The following is a 22,050-nucleotide window of genomic DNA, read 5'->3' on the forward strand; positions in this document are numbered from 1 at the left end:
GGGGTTGCTTTTTTCGGGCCCCGCCCCCCCCCCCCCCCCCCCCCCCCCGAGGCGCGCACCGCCTGATAGCCGCGGGGCGCGACGGATGCGGTCAGCGATCAGTGATGATGCGGGCCGTGGTCGTGGTCGTACCCCGCGTAGTGGCCATGCGGGTCATGCCAGCCACGCGGGCCGGGGCCACCATGACGGCCGCGGTCGTGCCACTCGCGGTACTCGTTGCGCGAATACCAGCGGCGGCCATCCCAGTAGCGGTCGTTATGCCAGCCAATCACGACGGGCGCGACGACGACCGGGGCCGGGGCAACGACGACCGGGGGCGGCGCATAGGCCGGAGCCGCGTAGACGGGGGCCGGGGCGGCATAGACCGGAGCCGGTGCGCCGATATTCACATCGACATCGACGCGGGCCAGTGCGGACGTGGAGGCGGTCAGCGCGGCCAGACCCAGGGCCGCGATGGTCAGGGTGGACGCGATCAGGGGACGCTTGTTCGGCTTGTTCATTGTGGTTCACCTGTAGTGTGATGCTGTACCTCCACTCTACCGGTGTGGCGTATTACGGTTCTAGCGCCCTTGTAACAAGCCCTCGCGATTCTGTAAGAGACGTTGTCGCCACGCGACGATTCAATCGTCCGTGGTGCGTGGCTGGCAGGCGGGGCACAGGCCGTAGAGCACGAGCATATGTTCGCGCAGCTCGAATTCGTTGTCCGCGGCGACCTGGCGCTGCCGGCGCTCGATCCCCTCGTCGCGAAACTCTTCTACCCGGCCGCAGTTCACGCAGATCAGGTGATCGTGGTGGCCGCCTTCGTTCAGCTCGAAGACGGCGTGATCGGCCTCGAACGTGTGCCGCAGCAGGATATTGGCCTGCACCAGCTGGTTGAGCACGCGGTACACGGTCGATAAGCCGGCATCGACGTCCTGCGTCAGCAGGATGCGATAGACGTCTTCCGCGCTCAGATGGCGGCGGTCGCTGGTACGAAACGCCTCCAGCACGTGCATGCGGGGCGAGGTGGCCTTGAGGCCGGCGTGCTTGAGACGGGGATCGGTACTCACAGGTGACAGGGACATGGAGCGATTCGCGCCGCAGCGCGTGTTAGGCGTCAGGGCGGACCATGGGCGGGAATCGCGCGCCCGGGCAGGCGCGAACGCATTCCCGCGGGGCGAAGGTTCGATTCGCCCGGCATCGGCAACCCATGACGGAATATTCAGGCTGACAGGACACCCGGGACGAGGTCGCCATGGCGGTCGTCCCGGGCGGTGCGCCGTGCCTGCACGGCGCGCGGAATAAAAAGGCGGCCTGGCTTGCCACCGAATGACGCGATCAAGAAAGCGGGGTCTGGATGCTTTCCTGATCTTCCGATGGCTGGCTACTGCCAAACGCTCCGCGTGACGGAGCGGTCCCCACAAAAGTCTGTAACGGGCAGTGCGTCGCACGAGATCCGCGTGGCACTGCCCAGAAGTTCTTCACTGTCTGCCGGTGTCGTGCGCCGCGTGAATCAGACAGTGAGGCCATAGTAAATGCGAATCGATCTCATTACAAGCGTTTTTTTCGCAAGGCCATATGACCAGCGGGGGTACTAGTTCAGCGGAAAGCGCTTGGCCAGTGCCGTGAAGCGAGCATCTTCCTTGCGCACCTGCGCCGCGAACTCGTCGGGGGTGTTCACCAGCGGTTCGGCGCCCGCGGCGGTGATCGCGGTCTGCAGTTCCGGGTGGCGCATGGCTTCGCGTACCGCCTCGTAGATGCTCTGCGTGACCGCCGGCGGGGTGCCCTTCGGCGCAAACAGCCCGAACCACGTCGTGTACTCGTACTGCGGCATCCCGGTCTCGATCACCGTGCGGACATCGGGCGCGCCCGCAAAGCGATGCGTACCCTGGTTGGCCACGATCTTCAGCGTGCCGGCCTTCTGGTGCGGCAGGGCCGATGCCACGCCCGTCACCGCGAAGTTGACGTTGTTGGCGATCATGTCCGTGATGATCGCCGCCGTGCCCTTGTAGTTGACGACGATCAGGTTCGGCAGCACCTCCGCCTTCAGCTGCTGGCCGAAGAGCTTCGCGACGTTCTCGCCGGTGCCCATCGAACACGGCGTGGTGGCCGTCTTGCAGTACTTGATCAACTCCGGCAGGGACGTAGCCGGGAATTTGCTGTTGGCCACGATCACGCCGGGCGACTGCGCGATATTGGTCACGGGCACGAGGCTCGCGAGCGGATCGGTGCCCGTGAACGACGGCGCGTGCTTGGTCAGCACGATGGCCGGCGTCTGCAGCAGCAGCGTGTAGCCGTCGGGCTTCGACTCCGTGACTTTGCGCGTGCCGATGAGGCCGTCCGCGCCGGGCTGGTTGACGACGAGCACGGGCTGGCCCCACTGCTCGCCGAGCAGCTTGGCCGTCGCGCGCGCCGAGGCGTCGGTGCCGCCGCCGGGCACGTAGGGCACGACGATCGTGACGGGGCGGTCGGGCTTCCATGCGGGCTGTGCATGGGCGAAAGCGGTGACGGCCATCGCCGCGAGGGCGAGCGCCGTGGCGCGGAACGTGGTGTTGATGATGGGCATTCAGGTCTCCTCCGGATCGTTGTTATGGGGACGGGGCGTCGCGACAGTCAGCGCGCCCAGCGCTTCTCGAAATCCCAGACTTCCTCGAAGCCGATCAGGCGGCAGAACTCGTTGAAGTCGGCCATGGGAATGTCCGGCGAGAGGCTCGTGCCGGATTCCTTGAGATGGCGCAGCGATTTCTCGATGGCGGCGGCGGCCACGAGGCTCGTCATCGCGGGGAAGATGGCGAGCGAGTAGCCGATCTCCTTCAGCACGCTTGCCGGCAGGATCGGCGTCTTGCCGCCATCGGCCATGTTGGCCATCATCGGCAGGTCGAAGGCTTCGCATGCGCGGCGCATTTCTTCCTCCGATTGCGGGGCTTCGAAGAACAGGATGTCGGCCCCCGCCTTCGCGTAGGCCTCCATGCGACGCATGGCGTCATCCACGCCGAGACTCGCGCGTGAGTCGGTACGGGCGATGATCAGGAAATTCTCCTTGTCCTGGCGCGCTTCCGAGGCGACCTTGATCTTCTCGACCATGTCCTCGATCGGCACACAGCGCTTGAACGGCGTGTGGCCGCATTTCTTCGGAAATTCCTGGTCCTCGATCTGGATCGCGGTGACGCCGGCTTCTTCGTAGCCGCGCACCGTGTGGTGCACGTTGAGCAGGCCGCCGTAGCCCGTGTCCGCATCGGCGATCAGGGCCGCCTTCGACGTCCGCGTGATCGTGCGCATGCGATCGACCATCTGCGTATAGGTGGCAATGCCGGCGTCGGGCAGGCCGAGGCTCGACGCGGTGAGCCAGTAACCCGAACCGTAGATGATGTCGAACCCGACCTTGTTGGTCATGACGGTGGCGATCATGTCCTGCACGCCCGGGATGGTGATGAACTCGCCCGCGGCGAGCTTCTGGCGAAGAATGGGATTGGCCATGGCGGCTCCTGTAGGTGGATATGAGGTAAGGCGGCTCAGCCCATCGAGGCCAGCCACGGCTGTTCGCGCTGCACGCGTTCCTCGTAGGCGCGTAGTGCCGCATCGTGGGCCAGCGTGCGGTCGACTTCGTCCTCGGCGGACAGCAGCTGTTCCGCATGGCCGTCGGCGAGGACGACCGGCATGGTGCCGCCATCGGGCAACTGCAGCGTGCGCCCGGCCACGCGCAGATGCAACGGGGCATCCTTGTCGGCGGCGAGGGCCCGCAACAGGCGTGCATGATCGTCGGGCGTCACGATGGCCGCGACCACGCCGTTCTTCACGCAGTTGTTGCGAAAGATATCGCCGAACGAGAGCGCGATGACCGCCTTGATGCCATAGTCGGACAACGCCCACACCGCGTGCTCGCGCGAGGAGCCGCAGCCGAAGTTCTGCAGCGCGACGACCATGCGCGGCGGCGTGGCGTCCGCCATGAACGCGACCTCGGGCCGCCCTTCGGCCAGCCAGTCGGCGAATAGATGCGCGCCCATGCCCGTGCGTTGCACGAGGCGCAGGAAGCGGCCCGGAAAGATGGCATCGGTATCGATGTCGTCGCGCTGCATGACCGCGGCGCGGCCCTGGACTTCTGCGATCACGGCTTTCATGCGAGGTACTCCCGGGGATCGGTCAGGTGTCCCCGCAGCGCGGAGGCGGCGACAGCGGCGGGGCTCATCAGATGCGTGCGGCCGCCTTGTCCCTGCCGGTTCTCGAAATTGCGGTTGGAGGTGGAGGCGCAGCGCTCGCCCGGCGCAAGGCTGTCGCCATTCATGCCGATGCACATCGAGCAGCCGGACTCGCGCCATTCGAAGCCTGCATCGACGAAGACCTGCGCGAGCCCTTCGGCCTCGGCCGCGCGCTTGACGCTGCCCGAGCCAGGCACCACGAGCGCACGCACGCTGGATGCCACGCGGCGTCCGCGCACGACCTCCGCGGCGGCGCGCAGGTCCTCGAGGCGGCCGTTGGTGCAGGAGCCGATAAAGGCCACGTCGATCGGCACCGACGACAGTGCCTGTCCCATCTCGAGGCCCATATAGACGAGGTTCTCCTCGATGCGGTTGCGCTCGGCGGCCTCGTCCAGCGTGGCGCCGTCGCCCACGCGACCCGAGAATGCGGCGCTGTCGGCCGGCGTGGTGCCCCACGTCACGAGCGGCGCCACGGTGGCCGCGTCGAACTCGACGCGCCGATCGAAATCCGACGCGGCGTCGGTGCGCAACGTGCTCCAGACTTTGGCGGCCTGCTCGAAATGCTCGCGCGCGGCGCCCTGCACGCGGTCGCGCAGATACGCGATCGTGGTGGCGTCCGGGGCGATCAGTCCGAAGCGCGAGCCGGCTTCGATGGTCATGTTACAGAGCGTCATCCGCGCTTCCATCGACAGCGCTTGCACCGTGGGACCGAAGTACTCGACGCCGTAGCCGTTGCCGCCGCTGGTACCGATATGGTGAATGATGGCCAGCGCGAGATCCTTTGCATAGGTGCCGCGCGGCAGCACGCCCGAGATCGAGATGCCGAGGGTGCGCGGCTTGCGCATCCACAGGCTCTGCGTGCTCATCACGTGCGCGACCTCCGAGGTGCCGATACCCCACGCCACCGCGCCCATCGCGCCCAGCGTGGCGCTGTGCGAGTCGCCGCAGACCACGGTGCTGCCCGGTAGCACGTAGCCGAGTTCCGGCGCGATGACGTGGACGATGCCCTGCAGCGGATGGTCGAGGTCGTACAGGCGCATGCCCGTGGCCTGCGTATTGCGGCGCAGGGTCGCGATCTGCTCGCGGCTTTCCGCGTTCGGGATGTTCGTCAGCCGATCGGCCGTGGTGGGCACGTTGTGGTCCTGCACCGCGATATGGCGCGGCGACGAACGCAGCACGTGACCGGACTCGGCCATGCTCGCGAAGGCCTGCGGGCTCGAGACTTCCTGCACGAGGTGCCGATCGATATAGATCAGGTCCTCGCCGGCGCCATTGCGGGCAACCGCATGGGCCGCCCAGATCTTGTCGAAGAGTGTTGTCATGATGTGGGGTGCGCTCGTTGTGACAGGTCAGTCGAGACTGATATGCGCGGCCTTGGTGATCGCCTTGTTCTTCTGGAGGTCGCGCACGATCTCCTTGCCATAGGCGTCGGGCGTGCCCGGCGTGGCGACGATGCCGAGCGAGGCGAGGCGTTCCCGCATCGCGGGGTCGTTCAGCACCTTTTGCAGCGCGGCGCTGAGCTTGTCGAGCACGGGCTGGGGCGTCTTGGCCGGGGCCAGCAGACCGACCCACGAATTGATCTCGAAGTCCTTCAGGCCCGCTTCGATCAGCGTGGGCACGTTCGGCAGCGAGGGCGCGCGCTCGCGCGAGGTCACGGCCAGCGCCTCCACCTGACCGCTCTTCACGAACGGCATGGCACCCGTCACCGCCGCGAACGTGATGGGCAGCGTGCCGCCCACGACGTCGAGCAGGGCCTGGCCGCCGCCCTTGTAGGGGACGTGCGTCATGGCCATGCCGGTGCGCTGGTGGAACATCTCGCCGGCCAGATGCGTGGTGCTGCCGTTGCCGGCGCTCCCGTAGGACACGCCGCCGGGCAGGGTCCTGGCGTACTTCTGCAGGTCCGCGATGTTCTTGACGCCGAGCTTCGGATTGGCCGCGATCAGCAGCAGCGCGTCACCGATCTTGCCGATCGGCGCGAAATCCTTCACCGGATCGAACGGCACCTTCGCATAGACGTTGGGGTTGATGACGAGCGTGCCGTCATAGCCGAGCAGCAGCGTATAGCCATCGGGCTCGGCCTTGGCCACCATCTGCGTGCCGATATTGCCGCCCGCGCCGGGCTTGTTATCGACGACGATCTGCTGGCCCAGCTGCTGGCCGAGTTTCTCCGCCACGATGCGCGCACTGGTGTCGGTCACGCCGGCATTGGCAAACGGCACGATCAGGCGGATCGGCTTGTTCGGATAGTCGTTCTGCGCGTGGGCGGCGGGCAGGCTGCAGACGGCCAGTGCGAGGGCTGTGGTGAGGACGGTGAGGGGATAGCGAGGCAGTTTCATATGGATGTCTCCTGTTTTGCTTTGGGGGGCAGGCATCTGTGTGCCCTGACGTGCCCGGTGATTAGTGTCGAGGCGCCTGCGCGCGCCGGGCCGCCGCGAACTCCATCAGTCGTTCGTCACGCCATGCGCGGCGCGATTCCAGATCCGCCTGCGACAGATGCTCGCGGCGTTGCGATTCCACGTGGCCGATCAGCTCGGCATCCCAGGGCGCTTCATGGCTGCCCGCGCGCGCGATGCGCTGGTAAAGCGGGCCCAGCCGCACGGCGTAATCCGCCACGCCGCCGGGTGCGTTCAGATCGATCGTCTCGAACGGCCCCATGAACGACCAGCGCCAGCCGAGGCCGTCGCGAATCGTCTTGTCGACGTCCTCGCAGCTGGCCACGCCGTCCTGCACCAGTGCCCAGGCCTCGCGCAGCAACACGGCCTGCAGGCGGTTCAGCACGAACCCTTCCACTTCCTTGCGCACGTGCACCACGGTCTGTCCGACCGCGCGCATCAGCGCATCGGCGAACGTGGCGGTGCGCGCGGAGGTCTCCGGCGACGGCACGAGCTCCACGACGGGAACGAGGTAGGGCGGATTCACCGGATGCACGATCAGCACGCGGGGCGAGATGGCAAGGCCCAGCGCAAAGGCCGAGCCCGGAATACCGGATGTGGAGCTGCCGACGATGGCGTCGGGCGCGAGCAGCGCATCGAGTTCCTCCATCAGCTGGCGCTTGACGTCGACGCGCTCGAGCACGGACTCCTGTACGTAGGCGACGCCGTCGACGGCCTCGGCCAGCGTGGCGACCGGCGTAATGCGTGCCAGCACGACGGCAGGATCCTCGTCGATCAGCCCATGGCGGCGCAGGCCTTCGAGTTGCGTCTCGATGAGCGGCACGGCTTTGCGCGTGATCTCGGCATTGGCGTCGAACATCTTCACGTTCAGCCCGGCACGCGCGAAGACGATGGCCCAGCCCGCGCCGACCAGTCCCGCGCCGACGATCGCCACGGGGCGCCCGCCGCAAAGTGTTTGAAGGTCTTGCTTGTCGATCATGTTGTCTCGGGTGTCTCGTGTGTCTCGTTATGGATGGGCCGGCGTGCCACGCCGCTCGCGCGCACGGTGCCGCGCTCGACCAGCACGCATGGCACGGCGACGCTGCGCGCCATCACCTCGCCGCCGATCTGCTGGAACAGCAGCGTGCGCGTGGCATCGACCATCTGCTCGACGTTCTGCTGCACGGTGGTCAGGTCGAACGACGGCCACGCCGCCTGCGGTACGTTGTCGAAGCCGACGACCGATACGTCGTGGGGGACTCGCATGCCGAGTTCGGTCCGCAGGGTTTCCAGCGCCGCGATGGCCATATGGTCGTTGGCGCAGAACAGCGCGTCGGGGCGGCTGGCGGGGTCGCGAAACATCGCGAGCACGGCGCGCCGCGCTTCGGCAAAGTCGTAATGGCCCACGCCGCGCGCATGCAGTTGCAGGCCAGCCGCGGAGAGGGCGTCGCAGAGTCCGGCCTCGCGTTCGCGGCTCGTCGAGGCATTCTCGGCGCCGGCCAGCCACGCGATGCGGCGATGGCCGTTGCCGGCGAGCAACTCGCCGACGAGGCGTCCGCCGTCCCGGTTCTGCGACGTGACCGAACTCGTCGAGTAGCCGCCCAGCGTGCCGATCTGCGCCACGCGGTTGAACAGCACGACCGGAATGCCGGCATGGATGCAGTCGTTGGCGAGCGCCGACGACAGCGTCGTCGATGCCATCACGATGCCATCGACCTGGTACTGCAGGATGTCCTTGAGGACGTTGTCGGCGTCCTCGGTCTCGCTGATGAACAGCAGCACGTGATAGCCGTCCTGCTGCAGCGCCTGGCACAGGCGCTCGATGACCACCGGATAGAACTGGTTCTCCAGGTAGCTCATGACGAGGCCGATGATCCGGCTGCGGCGTGTGATGAGGCTGCGCGCGATGGCATTGGGACGATAGCCGAGCTGACGCGCCGCGGTATGGATCCGCTCGCGCGTGTCGGGGGCCACGCTCGCGCCCGGCGTGAACGCGCGGCTGACGGCGGATTGCGACACCTCCGCCAGCCGGGCCACGTCGTGCGCGGTGACCTTTGCCTTCATGCCGCCGTCCACCCGCCGTCGAGCATCAGCGCGCTGCCCGTCATCAGGCTCGACGCATCGCTCGCGAGGAACACCACGGGGCCCATGACCTCGTCGATCGTGCCGACGCGGCCCAGCGCGATCTTGTCGACGACAAAGCGGCGGAATGCCGGATCCTCGAACATCGGCGCGGTGAACGCGGTCTCGATAAAGGTCGGGCACAGCGTGTTGACGCGAATGCCCGCGGGCCCGAGTTCCCAGGCCAGCGCCTTGCTCATGCCTTCGACTGCATGCTTGCTGGCGCAATACAGCGTCCGGCGCGGGCTGCCCACATGCCCCATCTGCGACGACACATTGATGATGGAGCCCGGCAGGCCGGCGGCCTGAAGGCTGCGGGCGACCTCGCGCGCAACGTAGAAGGTCGCTTTCACGTTCAGCGCGAACACCGCGTCGATGTCTTCGTCGGGCGTCTCGGTCAGCAGCTTCGGCCGGTTCATGCCCGCGTTGTTGACGAGAATCTGGTACGGCGGCCGGCTCTCGACCGCGCGCCGGACCGCGGCGGCATCGGTCACGTCCAGCACGAGCGCATCGGCGCTGCCGCCCTGCTCGCGAATAGCCGTGCAGGCCGCTTCGAGCTCCGCGCCGGACCGTGCCGCGAGCGTGACGGCGGCACCGGCCTGCGCCAGTGCCACACCCGCCGCCAGGCCGAGGCCGCGGCCCCCGCCCGTGACGAGCGCGCGCTTGCCGTCGAGCCGAAACCCGCCGAACGAAGGCAATGCGGAGGGCAGTGGCGTCGCGGCTGTCATCCCTGCAGCTCCGGCACCGGCTCGTACCAGGGCACGTCCGGGCGGTTGCCGTAGCGGCGCACGCGCAGGTTGGCCTGTTCGCCATGGCCGGCGAAGTTTTCCATGTGGCACAGGCGCGAGCAGTACTCGCCGATTTCGGCGCTGGCCGCGTCCGTGGTCACGCGCTGGAACGTGCAGGTCTTCAGGAACTTGCCGACCCACAGGCCACCGGTGTAACGGGCGGCCTTGTTCGTGGGCAGCGTGTGGTTGGTGCCGATGCACTTGTCGCCGAACGCGACGTTCGTGCGCGGACCGAGGAACAGCGCGCCGTAGTTGGTCATGTTGTTCAGGAACCAGTCCGGGTCGCGCGTCATGACCTGCACGTGCTCGGAGGCGAGTTCGTCGGCCTTCTGCAGCATCTCTTCGCGGGTGTCGCAGACGATGACCTCGCCGAACTCGGCCCACGACCTGGCAGCGATCTCGGCGGTCGGGAGGATCTTGAGCTGGCGCTCGATTTCGGCCATGGTCGCGTGGGCCAGCGCTTCGCTGTCCGTCAGCAGCACGGCGGGCGAAGTCGGTCCATGCTCGGCCTGACCGAGCAGATCGACCGCGCACATCTCGCCGTCCACCGAGTCGTCGGCGATGACCAGCGTTTCGGTCGGCCCCGCGAACAGGTCGATGCCGACGCGCCCGAACAGCTGGCGCTTGGCTTCCGCCACGAACATGTTGCCCGGGCCGACCAGCATGTCGACCGGCGCGATGCTGTTGGTGCCGACGGCCATGGCGACCACGGCCTGCACGCCGCCGAGCACGAGGATCTCGTCCGCGCCGGCCATATGCATGGCGGCGACGATGGCCGGGTGCGGCTCGCCGTGGAACGGCGGCGCCGTGGCGACCACGCGCTTGACGCCCGCGACCTTGGCCGTCAGCACGCTCATGTGCGCGGAAGCCAGCAGCGGGTACTTGCCACCGGGGATATAGCAGCCGACCGCGTTCATCGGCACGTGGCGGTGGCCGAGGAACACGCCGGGGCGGGTCTCGACTTCCACGTCCAGCATCGAGTCGCGCTGGATCTGCGCGAAGTTGCGCACCTGGGTCTGGGCAAAGCGGATGTCTTCCAGCTCGCGCGCGGACAGGCTCTTTATCGCCTTTTCGATCGAGGCCTGCGACAGGCGGAAGTCCTCGGGCTCCCAGTTGTCGAACTTCTTGCTGTATTCGCGCACGGCGGCGTCGCCGCGCGTCTCGATGTCGCGAATGATGCCTTCGACGGTATTGCGGACCGCGGTGTCGTCGTCGGCACGCGCCTGAACGTCACGTCCACGTTTGAGGTAACGAATCATGGTGTCTCCTGGGAGTGTCTCTGTAAGGGGTGGTGCATACGTATGCAGATTAGTGTTCTTGCATTCGTATGCAAAGTCAGTGATTACCCTGAGCGTGCCCCGGAGGCCACGTCAAAGTCAGGAAATGCCGAATTCGTTGTAATCCCTCGACATCGGTTGTATCGATTTGCCGACATGCTGGATGTTTACCAGTAACAATGATTATCATTACGCCCCATGAGTACCTCGGGTTCCGTCCTTCCGTCCCCCGTCGCCCCGCCCGACGTTGCCACCCTGTATGTGGACCACCATTCGTGGCTCAGGGGCTGGCTGCAACGCCGTCTCGGCAGCGCCGAACATGCGGCGGACCTGGCACAGGACACCTTCGTGCGGCTGCTCAACAGCGACCGCGTGCCGGCTCAGCTCGAGGAGCCGCGCGCCTACCTGACGACGGTGGCCAGGAACCTGATGTCGAATCACTGGCGCCGGGAGAAGCTCGAACAGGCCTACCTCGAGGCGCTGGCGCATGCCCCGCAGGACGTGGGCCTGTCGCCGGAAACGCGCGCGATGCTGCTGGAGACGCTGGTCGAACTGGACCGGCTGCTCGACGGATTGCTGCCCATCGTGCGCCAGGCGTTCCTGCTGTCGCAGCTCGATGGCCAGACCCATGCGCAGGTTGCGGAGACGCTCGGCATCTCCGTGCCCACCGTCAAGCGTTACATCGTCAAGGCGCTGCAGCGCTGCTACTTCGCCGATCTGTCGTTCGTCGGATGAAACGCCGATGAAGCCGTTCCGATGAAGCCATACTCTTACCCCGCGCAGTCGTCCTGGTATCAGGCGACCGCCGATGCCGCCTCCATCCCGCCGGCCGTTGCCGAGCAGGCGCTCGAGTGGCTCGTGGCGTTGCAGGATGCCGCCGTATCGTCCGAGGTCGTGGAAGCGTGGCAGCGCTGGCGGGCCGCCGATCCCGACCACGAGCGCGCGTGGCGCCGCATCGAGTCCGTGCAGGGCCGGCTTCAGCCGCTGGCCACCCCCGCCACCGCGGGCCTCGCGCGCGCGGCGCTGATGCCGAAGGCGTCGCCGGGCCGCCGCCATGCCATCAAGGCACTGGCGATCCTGGCCATCGCCGGTGGTGCCACATGGAGCGCCCGCGAGCAGCGGGGCTGGCGCCAGTGGGCCGCGGACTATCGCACCGGCGTCGGCGAGCGTCGCAAGCTGATGCTGTCCGATGGGACCTCGCTGATGCTGAACACCTCGAGCGCGGTGGATATTCTCTTCAGCGCCACGGAGCGCCGCGTGCGGCTGATCTCGGGCGAGATCCTGATCACGACCGCGCCGGACCGCGAAGCGGTGCCGCGGCCGTTTCTCGTCGAGACCGCCTTCGGCACGGCCCGCGCGCTTGGCACGCAGTACGTGATGCGCCATCACGCGCACGACACGGGCGTGGCCGTCTACGAGGGGGCCGTGGAGATCCGCCCGCGCGACAATCCCGCGCGCAAACTCGTACTGCAGTCGGGTTACAGCGCCAGCTATACCGCGCAGACGATTACGGTGCCCGACGCGGCCAGCAAGGCCGGCATGGCATGGGCGGACGGCTTTATCGTCGCCCGCAGCATGCGCCTCGACGATTTCATCGCGGAGCTGGGCCGCTACAGCCGCGCTCCGCTCTCGTGCGATCCCGCGCTGCGGGACGTGCTCGTCTCGGGCTCGTTCCCGCTCGACGACGTGAGCAAGGTGCTCGACACGCTCGGGACCACCCTCAACGTGCGCCAGCAGGTCGTCAGCCGGTTCTGGGGCGACGACGAGATTCGCCTCGTACCGCCCGCCGGAAAAAATTTCGAGAAAAGCTGATCTCTTTTGGAAGCTCGCGGGTCAGGGAAGACAGGTACTTCAACTCTCTTCCATCGAAAGGTTTCACTCATGGGTCACGTCCGGACGCGCGAGCGTCAGTCTCATCGTGTCATTCGCCGTAAATTGCTGACGTCCATGGTGGGCCGTATCGTATTCGGCGGTGCAGTGGTCGCGCCGGCCGCCGTCATGCCGTTTGCCGCCCACGCACAGGCCGCCGCCACGCGCGCCTATGCGATTCCCGCGGGCACGCTCGAGGACACGCTGAGCCGTTTCGGCCGCGATGCCGGCATCATGCTGTCGTTCAAGCCCGAGATTGCCGCAGGCAGGCAGAGCGCAGGCCTGAACGGCAGCTACTCCGCGCGCGGCGGTCTCGACACGCTGCTGGCGGGATCGGGCCTGACCGTGGTCGAGCAATCGAACGGCAGCTATCAGGTCGTCAGCCCTGCTGGCAACACCGGCAGCGGCGCCGGTGGGACGCTGCCGCCGGTCACCGTGACCGCATCGGCCGATACGCGCCTGCAGCCCGAATATGCGGGCGGCCAGGTGGCGCGCGGCGGCAGCCTCGGCATTCTCGGTTCGCTCGATGTCATGGACACGCCGTTCAGCACCATGAACTACACGGCCGAGACCATCGAGAACACGCAGGCCCGCACGCTGGCCGACGTGGTCATCAACGAATCGTCGGTGCGCACGCTGACCTCGACGGGCGGCTTCGGTGAAGACTTCCAGATCCGCGGCTATACCGTGGCGAGCGGCGACGTGGGCATCAACGGCCTTTACGGGCTGGTGTCGTCGAGCCGCATGCCGGCCGCGATCATGGAACGCGTGGAAGTGCTCAAGGGACCGGGCACGCTGATGAACGGCATCGGCCCGAACGGCAGCGTCGGCGGGGCGATCAATATCACCACCAAGCGCGCCGGCGACGAGCCGCTGACGCGCCTGACCACGACCTACGAGAGCAAGTCGATTCTCGGCGTGCAGGCCGATGTCGGCCGCCGGTTCGGCGAGGAAAAGGAATGGGGCGTACGCGTCAATGGCGTGTACAGGAACGGCCAGAGCAATCTTGACGCCGGCCGCCAGGAGCTGGGCCTCGGCGCGCTCGGCCTCGACTATCGCGGCCGCAAGCTGCGCTGGTCGCTCGATGCCTACACGCAGCACGAAGGCGTCGAGAACTTCCGTCCGCAGGTCGGTTTTGCCGCGGGCGTGACGTCGATTCCCGATGCTCCCTCGGGCCACCGCAATTTCTTCCCGGGCACGCAGCTCTGGCTGCATGACTCGGCCGTGATGTCGCGCCTGGAGTACGACATCTCGCCGAACCTGATGGTCTACGCGGCAGGGGGCTATCGCGGAGGCACCGCGTACCAGACGTTCCCGTCGGGTCCCGTGGACGCGCTCGGCAATTTCCGCGTCAATAACTCGTACTACGATTCGTACAGCAAGACGAGCACGGCCGAAGTCGGCGCGCGCGCGATGTTCTCCACCTTTGGCGTGGGCCATACGCTGAACGTGGCCTTCACGCGGCTGGACCAGGAACTCGGCAATGCGTATATCGCGAACCCGCCATCGTCCGCGGTCGCCTCGAACATCTACAATCCGACGCCGCTGCCGGCCGTGATCGGCGCGCGTACCGATGCGCAGAAAGCGTCGGATACCGTGCTGACCAGCGTGGCCGTGACCGACACGCTGTCGTTCCTCGACGATCGCATCCAGCTGACCGGTGGCCTGCGCCACCAGAAGGTTTCGCTCGAGAACTATTCCACGACGACGGGCGCGCAGACCTCGAGCTACGACGCCAGCGCGATCTCGCCGCTCGCCGGCTTCGTGATCAAGCCGCTGCAGTACGTCTCGCTGTACGGTAACTACACGTCCGGCCTGACGCGCGGCGGTGTGGCGCCGACCACGGCCGCCAACGCGGGCCAGGTGTTCCCGCCGTACAAGTCGCGCCAGATGGAAACCGGCGTCAAGGTGGACTGGGGCCGCATCACGACGAGCCTGGCCGCGTTCCAGATCAAGCGCCCAAGCGCGGTGACCGATCCCGCCACGAATCTCTACAGCTTCGATGGCGAGCAGAAGAATCGCGGGATCGAACTGTCGGCGTATGGCGAGGTCGTGCAGGGCCTGCGCCTGATGGCGAGCGCCACGTTCTACGACGCCAAGCTTTCGCGCACCGCCGGGGGCGTCAACGACGGCAAGGACGCGAACGGCGTGCCCGACCACACCTTCAACTTCGGCGTCGACTGGGATATGCCGTGGGTGCCGGGGCTGAGCCTGTCGGGCCGCATCATCAATACCTCGGGCGTGTACTTCAACGCGGCCAATACGCTGCGCATGCCGTCGTGGACGCGCTACGACGTCGGCGCGCGGTATCGCACCAAGGTCATGGGCAAGTCCGTCGTGTTCCGCGCCAATGTCGAGAACCTGTTCAACTCGGACTACTGGCTCGTGAGCGGCACCTATGCGACAGTAGCGGCGCCTCGCACCTTGCTGTTGTCCGCGCAGATCGACTTCTGATGTTTGTTCGTTTGCCCCGATATAAGGAAATGCTGATGACCAAGACGACCGCCATCGCGTTCGCACTGATGGCCCTGTCCTCCGCCGCGCACGCGCACCAGATCTGGATCGAACCCGCCGACCAGCGCGCGGTGATTCGCTTCGGCGAGTTCGGCGACAACCTGCGCGAGGCCTCGCCGGGCCTGCTCGACAAGTTCGTGGCGCCGAGCGCGACGCTGCTCTCGCCGAAAGGCGAAAAGACCGCGGCGGGTGTGAAGACCGCCAACGGTTTCGTGCTGCCGTTCAGCGCCACCGCCGGCGAGTCCGTGGTGGCGCAGGACGCGAGCTATCCGCTCTACGCGTTCAAGCGCGCGGACAAGGACATGGCCAACTGGTACTACCCGGCCGCGCGCTGGGTCACCGACTTCGCGGCACAACAGCCGAAGCTGCCGCTCGACCTCGTACCCACGGGCGAAACCGGTGCGTTCAAGCTGTTCTTCCAGGGCAAGCCGCTGCCGAAGACCAAGGTGGCGCTCGTCACGCAATCGGGCTGGGCGAAGGAAGCCAATACGGACGAGCACGGCGCGGTGAAGTTCGAGATGCCGTGGAAGGGCACGTATGTGGCCGAGGTCCATCACAACGACCAGACGCCGGGCGAGCGCACCGGGGCCAACGGGGCCGAGCGTTATACCGCCGTGAACTACGTGACGTCGGTGACGTATATCAAGGCGGACGGCGTGGCGCCCATTCCCGCGCCGCCGGCGGCAACACCTTCCCCGGCAAAATAGCTTCAGGCGGTCTCCTAGCGTTTTTGCCAGACGCGGAGGCCGAACAAGGGGAGTACGCCATAGACGTGGTCGAACAGGTCCGACTGGACCTGTTCGTACGTTTGCCAGTCCGTCACGTTGACGAACAGGAAGACCTCGAGCGGCAGCCCCTGGCTCGTCGACTGCACGTGGCGGATCACCAGCGGCATGTCGGCGCGAATAGCTGGATGCTCGCGGAAGTAGGCCATCATGTACGCGCGCAGCATGCCGAGATTGGTGAGCGAATCGCGCACCGCCGCCGTGTCCAGCGCGGGCGGCAACCGTAGCGCCGGGCTCGCGCGCAACGCGCCGAGCAATGCGTCGTCGCACAGGCGCACGCTATCCGCATCGAACGGAATCGCATGCCGCACGCGGCGCGCACCCGAGTCCATCATCCCCCGCCAGTTCTTGACGCCGTTGCTGAGCAGCACATAGCTCGGCAGCGTGACGATCGTATTGTCGAAGTTCTGCACCTTGATCGTGTTGAGCGAGATATCGGTGACGACGCCGTCGGCGACATAGCCGGGCACCTCGATCCAGTCGCCGATGCGCAGCATGTCGTAGGCCGCCAGCTGGATGCTCGCGACAAAGCCGAGCAGCGAGTCGCGAAACACGATGATCAGCAGCGCGGTCATCGCGCTCACGCCCGTCAGGAAGTAAGTCGGCGATCGGTCGAGCAGCAGCGAGACGATGGCGATCAGCGCCATCAGATACAGCACAATGGTCGCGACCTGCAGGAAGCTCTTGATCGGCCGCTCGCTGGCATGCGGAAAGTGGCTGTAGCGATCCTCGATACTGGCGAGAAGCGCAAAGCCCGCGCGCAGTGCCGCATAGACCATGAAGCACGCGGCAATCACGCCGACCGGGCGCCCCAGCATCGAGATGATCGGAAACGAGATGCCCGTGAGCAGCGGCGCCGACAGATAGACGATCCAGGCGGGCACGATCGGCGCAAGCCGGTCGAACACCTTGTGGCGCTCCGCCGCGCGCAGCCATTTGCGATGTTCGCCGCGTGCAAGCCGCCGCACGACCCACAGCAGGAGGATGCGCGTGACCGCATAGCAAAGCACGCTCGCCAGGGCGATGCTCAGCAACAGGCCCGCGACGATGACGATCGCCACGGGCAGGCTGTCGGTCTGGACGTAGATCCGTGGCCATCCGTCCGGGCCTTCGGCGAAGCGAAACATGTCTCCGAACATAGCTCCCCGCGGCGTGAAGGCCTGATGTCAAAGCATTGTAGTCGCCACCCCCAACGGCGCCATGGCGGCCGTAATGATCCGTAACACCACCCGGCAGAGGGTGCGTTGCTCTCCTAATTGAGAACCATTATCATCCTCCAGCCTGCGTTTTCCTTGTGACGCCGCTGTCACCGCAGTTGCGAGTCCCCGTTTCCATGATCGACACCCAGCCAGCTTCCGGCCAGCAGCGCCGCGCGTTCTGGCTCAAGCATCTGCACCAGTGGCACTGGATCAGTTCCGCGATCTGCCTGATCGGGATGCTGCTGTTCGCCGTGACCGGTTTCACGCTCAACCATGCCGGCCAGATCGAAGGCCGGCCGAAGGTCGTGACACGGCAGGAAACCCTGCCCGCCGACGTGCTGCACGCGCTGCGGCGCGCGGTGCCTGCCCCTGCCGACGGTGCGCGCCGCAAGGGCGACGCGAAATCCGCCGTCCCGCCGGTGCTGGCCGAGTGGCTGGCGCGCACGCTCGACGTCGATGCCTCCGCACGCGAGGCCGAATGGTCGGCCGACGAGCTCTATGTTGCCTTGCCGCGGCCCGGTGGCGATGCCTGGGCCAGCGTCTCGCTCGACGACGGGGAGGTCCAGTACGAAGTCACGACGCGCGGCTGGATTTCCTATCTCAACGACCTGCACAAGGGCCGCAACACGGGCAACGCCTGGAGCTGGTTCATCGACGCGTTCGCCATTGCGTGCCTCGTGTTCAGCATTACCGGGCTGTTCCTGCTCAAGCTTCACGCGGGCGGACGGGCCGCCACGTGGCCGCTCGTCGGCTTCGGCGTGGTCCTGCCGCTGTTGCTGGCCATCCTGTTTATCCATTGATCGATCCCATCATCTCCACCTCTACCTTTATGGCTAGGAAAGGCTGTCCTGATATGCGCCGACTGCTCACCGTTACCCTGACCGGCATGGCCGCGATGCCCGCCGTGAACGCCATGGCCGCGGAAATGAACGTCAAGGTCGAGATTCCGCGTCTCACCGTTGCCGAGTACCACCGGCCCTACGTCTCCATCTGGATCGAGCGCGCCGACCAGAGCCCGGTTTCCACGCTGGCGGTCTGGTACGACGCCAAGAGCAAGGAGGACCACGGCACCAAGTGGCTCAAGGACATGCGCCAGTGGTGGCGCAAGGCCGGCCGCGACATGCAGATGCCGGCCGACGGGATTTCCGGCGCCACGCGCGCGCCCGGCGAGCAGACGCTGACGTTCTCGGACGGCAAGGCGCCGCTGGGCAAGCTGCCGGCGGGCAGCTACCAGCTCGTGGTGGAAGCCGCGCGCGAGGTGGGCGGACGCGAACTCGTACGCGTGCCGTTCACGTGGCCGCCGCAGTCGGCGCAGAACGCCCGTGCCCAGGGCGACCATGAACTGGGTGCCGTCAGCATCGACCTCAAGCCCTGATATCGAACCGGAGACGACCATGAAGAAACCTGCCCGTCCTCTGCAACGCCTCGCGCTGCGCGCCACGCTCCTCGCGCTTGCCGCCCTTGCGCCGCTCGCCGCGCACGCCCACCGTCAATGGCTGCTGCCATCCTCCACCGTGCTCGCGGGCAACGATCCGTGGGTCACCGTCGATGCCGCCGTGTCGAACGACCTGTTCGTATTCGATCATTTCCCGATGCGGCTGGACAGCCTCGTCGTGACCGGTCCCGATGGCGCCGCGCTCAAGCCCGAGAACGCGTCCACCGGCAAGTTCCGCAGCACGTTCGACCTGCATCTGGCGCAACCGGGCACGTACCGCGTAGCCGTGGTGAACACCGGCGTGTTCGCGAACTGGAAGGTCAACGGCGAGACCAAGCGTTTCCGCGGCACCGCCGAGGCGCTTGCCAGCGCGGTGCCGCCGAACGCCGAGGGGCTGCAGACCACCGAGACGCTTGGCCGCGTGGAGACGTTCGTCACCGCGGGCAAGCCCAGCACGAAGGCGTTCGCGGCCACGGGCAAGGGTCTGGAACTGCAGCCCATCACGCATCCGAACGACCTCGTCGCCGGCGAAGCCGCGAACTTCCGCCTGCTGCTCGATGGCAAGCCCGCGAGCAACCTCAAGGTGGAAGTCGTGCCCGGTGGCATCCGCTATCGGGACAAGCTCAACGACATGGACGTGACCACCGACGCGGACGGCAAGTTCAGCGTCAAGTGGCCCGCGCCCGGCATGTACTGGATGGAAGCCGAGGTACGCGACGACAAGACGTCGAATCGCGCAATCAAGGCGCGACGTGCGACGTATGCGGTGACCGTCGAGGTATTGCCGCAGTAAGTCGAGCCGTCCGCCATGACGCATCGCGTATTGATCCCGCTCGCGCTGAGCGCGCCCCCCACGCCGGTGGCGGGCGCGCGCGCGTGGCAATGGGCGGGCGACACGATGGGCACGACCTGGTCGGTGGCGGCAGAGCTGCCTGCCGCGTGCGATCCGTCGTCGCTCGGTACGGGCATCCGCGCGGTGCTCGATGGCGTCATCGCGCAGATGAGCAACTGGTCCGCCGACTCCGATATCAGCCGCTACAACCGCGCGGCGTCCGGCGAGTGGGTGGTTCTGCCCGAGGACGCGCTCACGGTCCTGACCGCCGCGCTGCGCACCGCGCGCGAAAGCGGCGGCGCGTACGACCCGAGCGCGGGCGCCCTGGTCGATCTGTGGGGCTTCGGTCCCGCGGGGCGGCGCGATACCGCGCCTGCGCCCGACGCGATTGCGCGCACGCGGGCGCATTGCGGCTGGCAGCGCATGGCAGTCGACATCGAGCGACGCGCGGTGTGGCAGCCGGGCGGCATATCGCTCGACTTCTGCGCGATTGCCAAGGGGTTTGCGGTCGATGCCGTGTCGCGGTATCTGAACGGCGCCGGCGTGACGAGCCATCTGGTCGAGATCGGCGGCGAACTGCGTGGGCATGGCGTCAAGGCCGACGGCATGCCATGGTGGGTCGAGCTCGAATCGCCCCATGCAGACGGCCGGGGGGAAGGCCAGGAGCAGGACGCACGGACGCTGGTGGCGCTATGCGGGCTGTCGGTCGCGACTTCGGGCGACTATCGCCGCTATTTCGAGCAGGCGGGTCGCCGCTACGCGCATACGATCGACCCGCGCACCGGTTACCCGGCCACGCACGCGCTGGCCTCCGTGACCGTGTTGCACGAGGAAGCGATGATGGCCGACGCGTGGTCCACGGCGCTGACCGTGCTCGGTCCCGATGCGGGGCTGCAGACGGCCGCGCGTCACGCGCTCGCGGCACGCTTTCTCGTACGGACGCCGCGCGGTTTCGACGAACATGTCTCCCCGGCCTTCGCCGCGATGATGCAATGACGATGTTGCCATGAAATTCCTGACACCGATCGCGCCTATCGCCGTTTGTGCCGCCGGTACGGTCCTGGCGTTGACCGCGCATGACCGCACGGCGATCGCGGCCGGCGTGGTCGTGGCGTACCTCGCGTTCTGCGTGGGTGTGCTCGCGCGCCACCGCCGGCGCCGCGCGGCACGCGCGGCATTCGGTAGCGCTGGCACCGGCGCGGATACCGACCGTCCCACGTTGATCGCGTTCGCGAGCCAGACCGGGTTTGCCGAGCAACTCGCGGAGCAGACCGCCCGCGCGCTGCAGGGTGCGGGCATGCCCGTGCGCGTGACGTCGTTCGCCGATCTCGACGGCAGGCAGCTTGCGGCCTGCGGGCAGGCGCTGTTCCTCGTCAGCACGACGGGGGAGGGCGATGCGCCCGACAGCGCGTCCGGTTTCACGCGCCGCATGATGGCTGGCGTGGCCCCGGATAGCCTGCGTCAGCTGCGGTACGGCATCCTCGCGCTGGGCGACAGCAGTTACGCGCGCTTCTGCGCATTCGGGCATACGTTGTCGTCATGGCTGCAGCGTCATCACGCGCAGCCGCTGTTCGATATGGTCGAGGTCGACAACGGCGACCCCGGTGCGCTCCGGCACTGGCAGAACCATCTGTCGGCAATGTCCGGCGGGGCCGAGATCGCCGACTGGGAGCGGCCGCGCTACGGGCGCTGGCAACTCGTCGAACGCCGCGTGCTCAACCCCGGTAGCGCGGGGGCGCCGGCCTGCCATCTGGCGCTCGTACCTGAAGAGGCCGAAGCCCTCGACTGGTCGGCGGGGGACATCGCCGAAGTCGGACCCTGTCATCCGCCCGGCGTCGTGGCCGCGCTGCTCGCGCGCCTCGCGCTCGACGGCACCACGCCGGTACGCTGCGACAGCCGCCCCACGACGCTGGCCGCGGCGCTGGCCACGCGCCTGCCATTGCCCGAGGCGCACCTCGACACGCTCGTGGGGCTGTCGCCGCAGCGCCTCGTCGACGCGCTGCCGGCCCTGCCGCATCGCGAGTATTCGATTGCCTCGCTGCCTGCGGACGGACGCCTCGAACTGCTCGTTCGCCAGACGCGTTACGACGATGGGCGCCTTGGCCTCGCGTCGGGCTGGCTGACCGAACACGCGGCGGTCGGTACCGCGATTGCGCTGCGAGTGCGCGTCAATCGCGCCTTCCATCCACCGGCCGACGGCCGCCCGCTGATCCTGATCGGCAATGGCACGGGCCTCGCGGGCCTGCGTGCCCAGATCAAGGCGCGCGAAGCGGCGGGCCATCGTCGCAACTGGCTGCTGTTCGGCGAACGCTCGGCCGCGCACGATGCCTTCCACGACGCGGACATCGGACGATGGCATGCGAGTGGCGTGCTGGAACGCGTGGACCGTGTGTACTCGCGCGATGGCGGGCCGCTCCGTTACGTGCAGGATGCGGTGGCCGCGCATGCGATGGCGCTGCGCGAGTGGATTGCGGAGGGGGCGGCAATCTATGTGTGCGGCAGCCTGCAGGGCATGGCGGGCGGCGTGCATGCGGCACTGGTGTCGATCGCCGGCGACGAGGCACTGCAACAGATGACCGAAGACGGGCGTTATCGGCGCGACGTGTACTGATCGGGCGGTCCCAGAAAGCAAACGCGCGTTTGACGTGATGTCCTCGTCATGAGGCGCGGTGTTGACTATCCT

General features: G+C 67.2%; 21 protein-coding genes. 9 read left to right on the top strand and 12 right to left on the bottom strand.

From position 1 onward, the window contains the following. Nucleotides 1-98 precede the first annotated feature (98 nt). From AAHB16_RS22440 to hisD, 11 genes are all read right to left on the bottom strand, one after another. Complete coding sequence (locus tag AAHB16_RS22440; RefSeq protein ID WP_150375878.1) at nt 99-500, bottom strand: hypothetical protein; 402 nt, start codon at nt 498-500, stop codon at nt 99-101. Nucleotides 501-620: 120 nt separating this feature from the next. Next, a complete protein-coding gene (fur, locus tag AAHB16_RS22445; protein WP_150375876.1) occupies nt 621-1,064 on the bottom strand; it encodes a ferric iron uptake transcriptional regulator in 444 nt (147 codons plus the stop codon). Between the two features lie 509 nt (nt 1,065-1,573). Next, the gene (locus tag AAHB16_RS22450) at nt 1,574-2,545 is read right to left on the bottom strand and encodes a tripartite tricarboxylate transporter substrate binding protein (protein ID WP_150375874.1); all 972 of its coding nucleotides are present in this window, start codon (nt 2,543-2,545) and stop codon (nt 1,574-1,576) included. Between the two features lie 47 nt (nt 2,546-2,592). Further along, entirely contained in the window at nt 2,593-3,456 is an 864-nt protein-coding gene (locus AAHB16_RS22455) for an isocitrate lyase/PEP mutase family protein (RefSeq protein ID WP_150375871.1), read from the bottom strand. A gap of 35 nt (nt 3,457-3,491) precedes the next feature. After that, the gene (gene leuD / locus AAHB16_RS22460) at nt 3,492-4,097 is read right to left on the bottom strand and encodes a 3-isopropylmalate dehydratase small subunit (protein WP_342052021.1); all 606 of its coding nucleotides are present in this window, start codon (nt 4,095-4,097) and stop codon (nt 3,492-3,494) included. Next, the gene (leuC, locus tag AAHB16_RS22465) at nt 4,094-5,497 is read right to left on the bottom strand and encodes a 3-isopropylmalate dehydratase large subunit (RefSeq protein ID WP_342052022.1); all 1,404 of its coding nucleotides are present in this window, start codon (nt 5,495-5,497) and stop codon (nt 4,094-4,096) included. Before leuC ends, leuD begins: the two co-directional genes overlap by 4 nt. 27 nt (nt 5,498-5,524) lie before the next feature. Beyond that, complete coding sequence (locus tag AAHB16_RS22470) at nt 5,525-6,511, bottom strand: Bug family tripartite tricarboxylate transporter substrate binding protein (RefSeq protein ID WP_342052023.1); 987 nt, start codon at nt 6,509-6,511, stop codon at nt 5,525-5,527. 61 nt (nt 6,512-6,572) lie between these two features. Beyond that, entirely contained in the window at nt 6,573-7,547 is a 975-nt protein-coding gene (locus AAHB16_RS22475; RefSeq protein WP_342052024.1) for a 3-hydroxyacyl-CoA dehydrogenase, read from the bottom strand. Continuing rightward, a complete protein-coding gene (locus tag AAHB16_RS22480) occupies nt 7,544-8,611 on the bottom strand; it encodes a LacI family DNA-binding transcriptional regulator (RefSeq protein WP_342052025.1) in 1,068 nt (355 codons plus the stop codon). Before AAHB16_RS22480 ends, AAHB16_RS22475 begins: the two co-directional genes overlap by 4 nt. Further along, entirely contained in the window at nt 8,608-9,396 is a 789-nt protein-coding gene (locus AAHB16_RS22485) for an SDR family NAD(P)-dependent oxidoreductase (RefSeq protein WP_150375859.1), read from the bottom strand. Before AAHB16_RS22485 ends, AAHB16_RS22480 begins: the two co-directional genes overlap by 4 nt. After that, nucleotides 9,393-10,715, bottom strand: coding sequence for a histidinol dehydrogenase (gene hisD / locus AAHB16_RS22490; RefSeq protein ID WP_150375857.1), 1,323 nt, complete (start codon nt 10,713-10,715; stop codon nt 9,393-9,395). Before hisD ends, AAHB16_RS22485 begins: the two co-directional genes overlap by 4 nt. A gap of 216 nt (nt 10,716-10,931) precedes the next feature. On the opposite strand from hisD, the gene AAHB16_RS22495 reads away from it, so the two are divergent. From AAHB16_RS22495 to AAHB16_RS22510, 4 genes are all read left to right on the top strand, one after another. Next, the gene (locus tag AAHB16_RS22495) at nt 10,932-11,468 is read left to right on the top strand and encodes a sigma-70 family RNA polymerase sigma factor (protein ID WP_150375855.1); all 537 of its coding nucleotides are present in this window, start codon (nt 10,932-10,934) and stop codon (nt 11,466-11,468) included. A 21-nt stretch (nt 11,469-11,489) separates the two neighbouring features. Continuing rightward, the gene (locus tag AAHB16_RS22500; RefSeq protein WP_342052026.1) at nt 11,490-12,545 is read left to right on the top strand and encodes a FecR family protein; all 1,056 of its coding nucleotides are present in this window, start codon (nt 11,490-11,492) and stop codon (nt 12,543-12,545) included. Between the two features lie 135 nt (nt 12,546-12,680). Then, entirely contained in the window at nt 12,681-15,056 is a 2,376-nt protein-coding gene (locus AAHB16_RS22505; protein ID WP_342052027.1) for a TonB-dependent receptor, read from the top strand. 35 nt (nt 15,057-15,091) lie between these two features. Further along, nucleotides 15,092-15,823, top strand: a complete 732-nt coding sequence (locus AAHB16_RS22510) for a DUF4198 domain-containing protein (RefSeq protein ID WP_150375849.1) — start codon at nt 15,092-15,094, stop codon at nt 15,821-15,823. A gap of 14 nt (nt 15,824-15,837) precedes the next feature. Here AAHB16_RS22510 and AAHB16_RS22515 read toward each other — a convergent pair whose 3' ends face one another. Beyond that, nucleotides 15,838-17,028, bottom strand: a complete 1,191-nt coding sequence (locus tag AAHB16_RS22515) for a mechanosensitive ion channel domain-containing protein (RefSeq protein WP_342052028.1) — start codon at nt 17,026-17,028, stop codon at nt 15,838-15,840. A gap of 206 nt (nt 17,029-17,234) precedes the next feature. Between AAHB16_RS22515 and AAHB16_RS22520 the strand changes: the two genes are divergently transcribed. The 5 genes from AAHB16_RS22520 to AAHB16_RS22540 are packed head-to-tail and all read left to right on the top strand — an operon-like array spanning nt 17,235 to nt 21,978. Continuing rightward, entirely contained in the window at nt 17,235-17,900 is a 666-nt protein-coding gene (locus AAHB16_RS22520; RefSeq protein ID WP_342052029.1) for a PepSY-associated TM helix domain-containing protein, read from the top strand. A 53-nt stretch (nt 17,901-17,953) separates the two neighbouring features. After that, nucleotides 17,954-18,475 (top strand): DUF2271 domain-containing protein, encoded by a 522-nt coding sequence (locus AAHB16_RS22525; protein WP_150375843.1) that lies wholly within the window; start codon nt 17,954-17,956, stop codon nt 18,473-18,475. 19 nt (nt 18,476-18,494) lie between these two features. Continuing rightward, nucleotides 18,495-19,328 carry a DUF4198 domain-containing protein gene (locus AAHB16_RS22530; protein WP_342052030.1) on the top strand — a complete coding sequence of 278 codons (834 nt, stop codon included), beginning with the start codon at nt 18,495-18,497 and terminating at the stop codon, nt 19,326-19,328. Between the two features lie 15 nt (nt 19,329-19,343). Next, the gene (locus tag AAHB16_RS22535; RefSeq protein ID WP_342052031.1) at nt 19,344-20,363 is read left to right on the top strand and encodes an FAD:protein FMN transferase; all 1,020 of its coding nucleotides are present in this window, start codon (nt 19,344-19,346) and stop codon (nt 20,361-20,363) included. A gap of 10 nt (nt 20,364-20,373) precedes the next feature. Next, complete coding sequence (locus AAHB16_RS22540) at nt 20,374-21,978, top strand: sulfite reductase subunit alpha (protein ID WP_342052032.1); 1,605 nt, start codon at nt 20,374-20,376, stop codon at nt 21,976-21,978. Nucleotides 21,979-22,050 lie beyond the last annotated feature (72 nt).

It is taken from the genome of Cupriavidus sp. OTU4054 (assembly GCF_038440175.1).
GTDB lineage: Bacteria > Pseudomonadota > Gammaproteobacteria > Burkholderiales > Burkholderiaceae > Cupriavidus > Cupriavidus pauculus_D.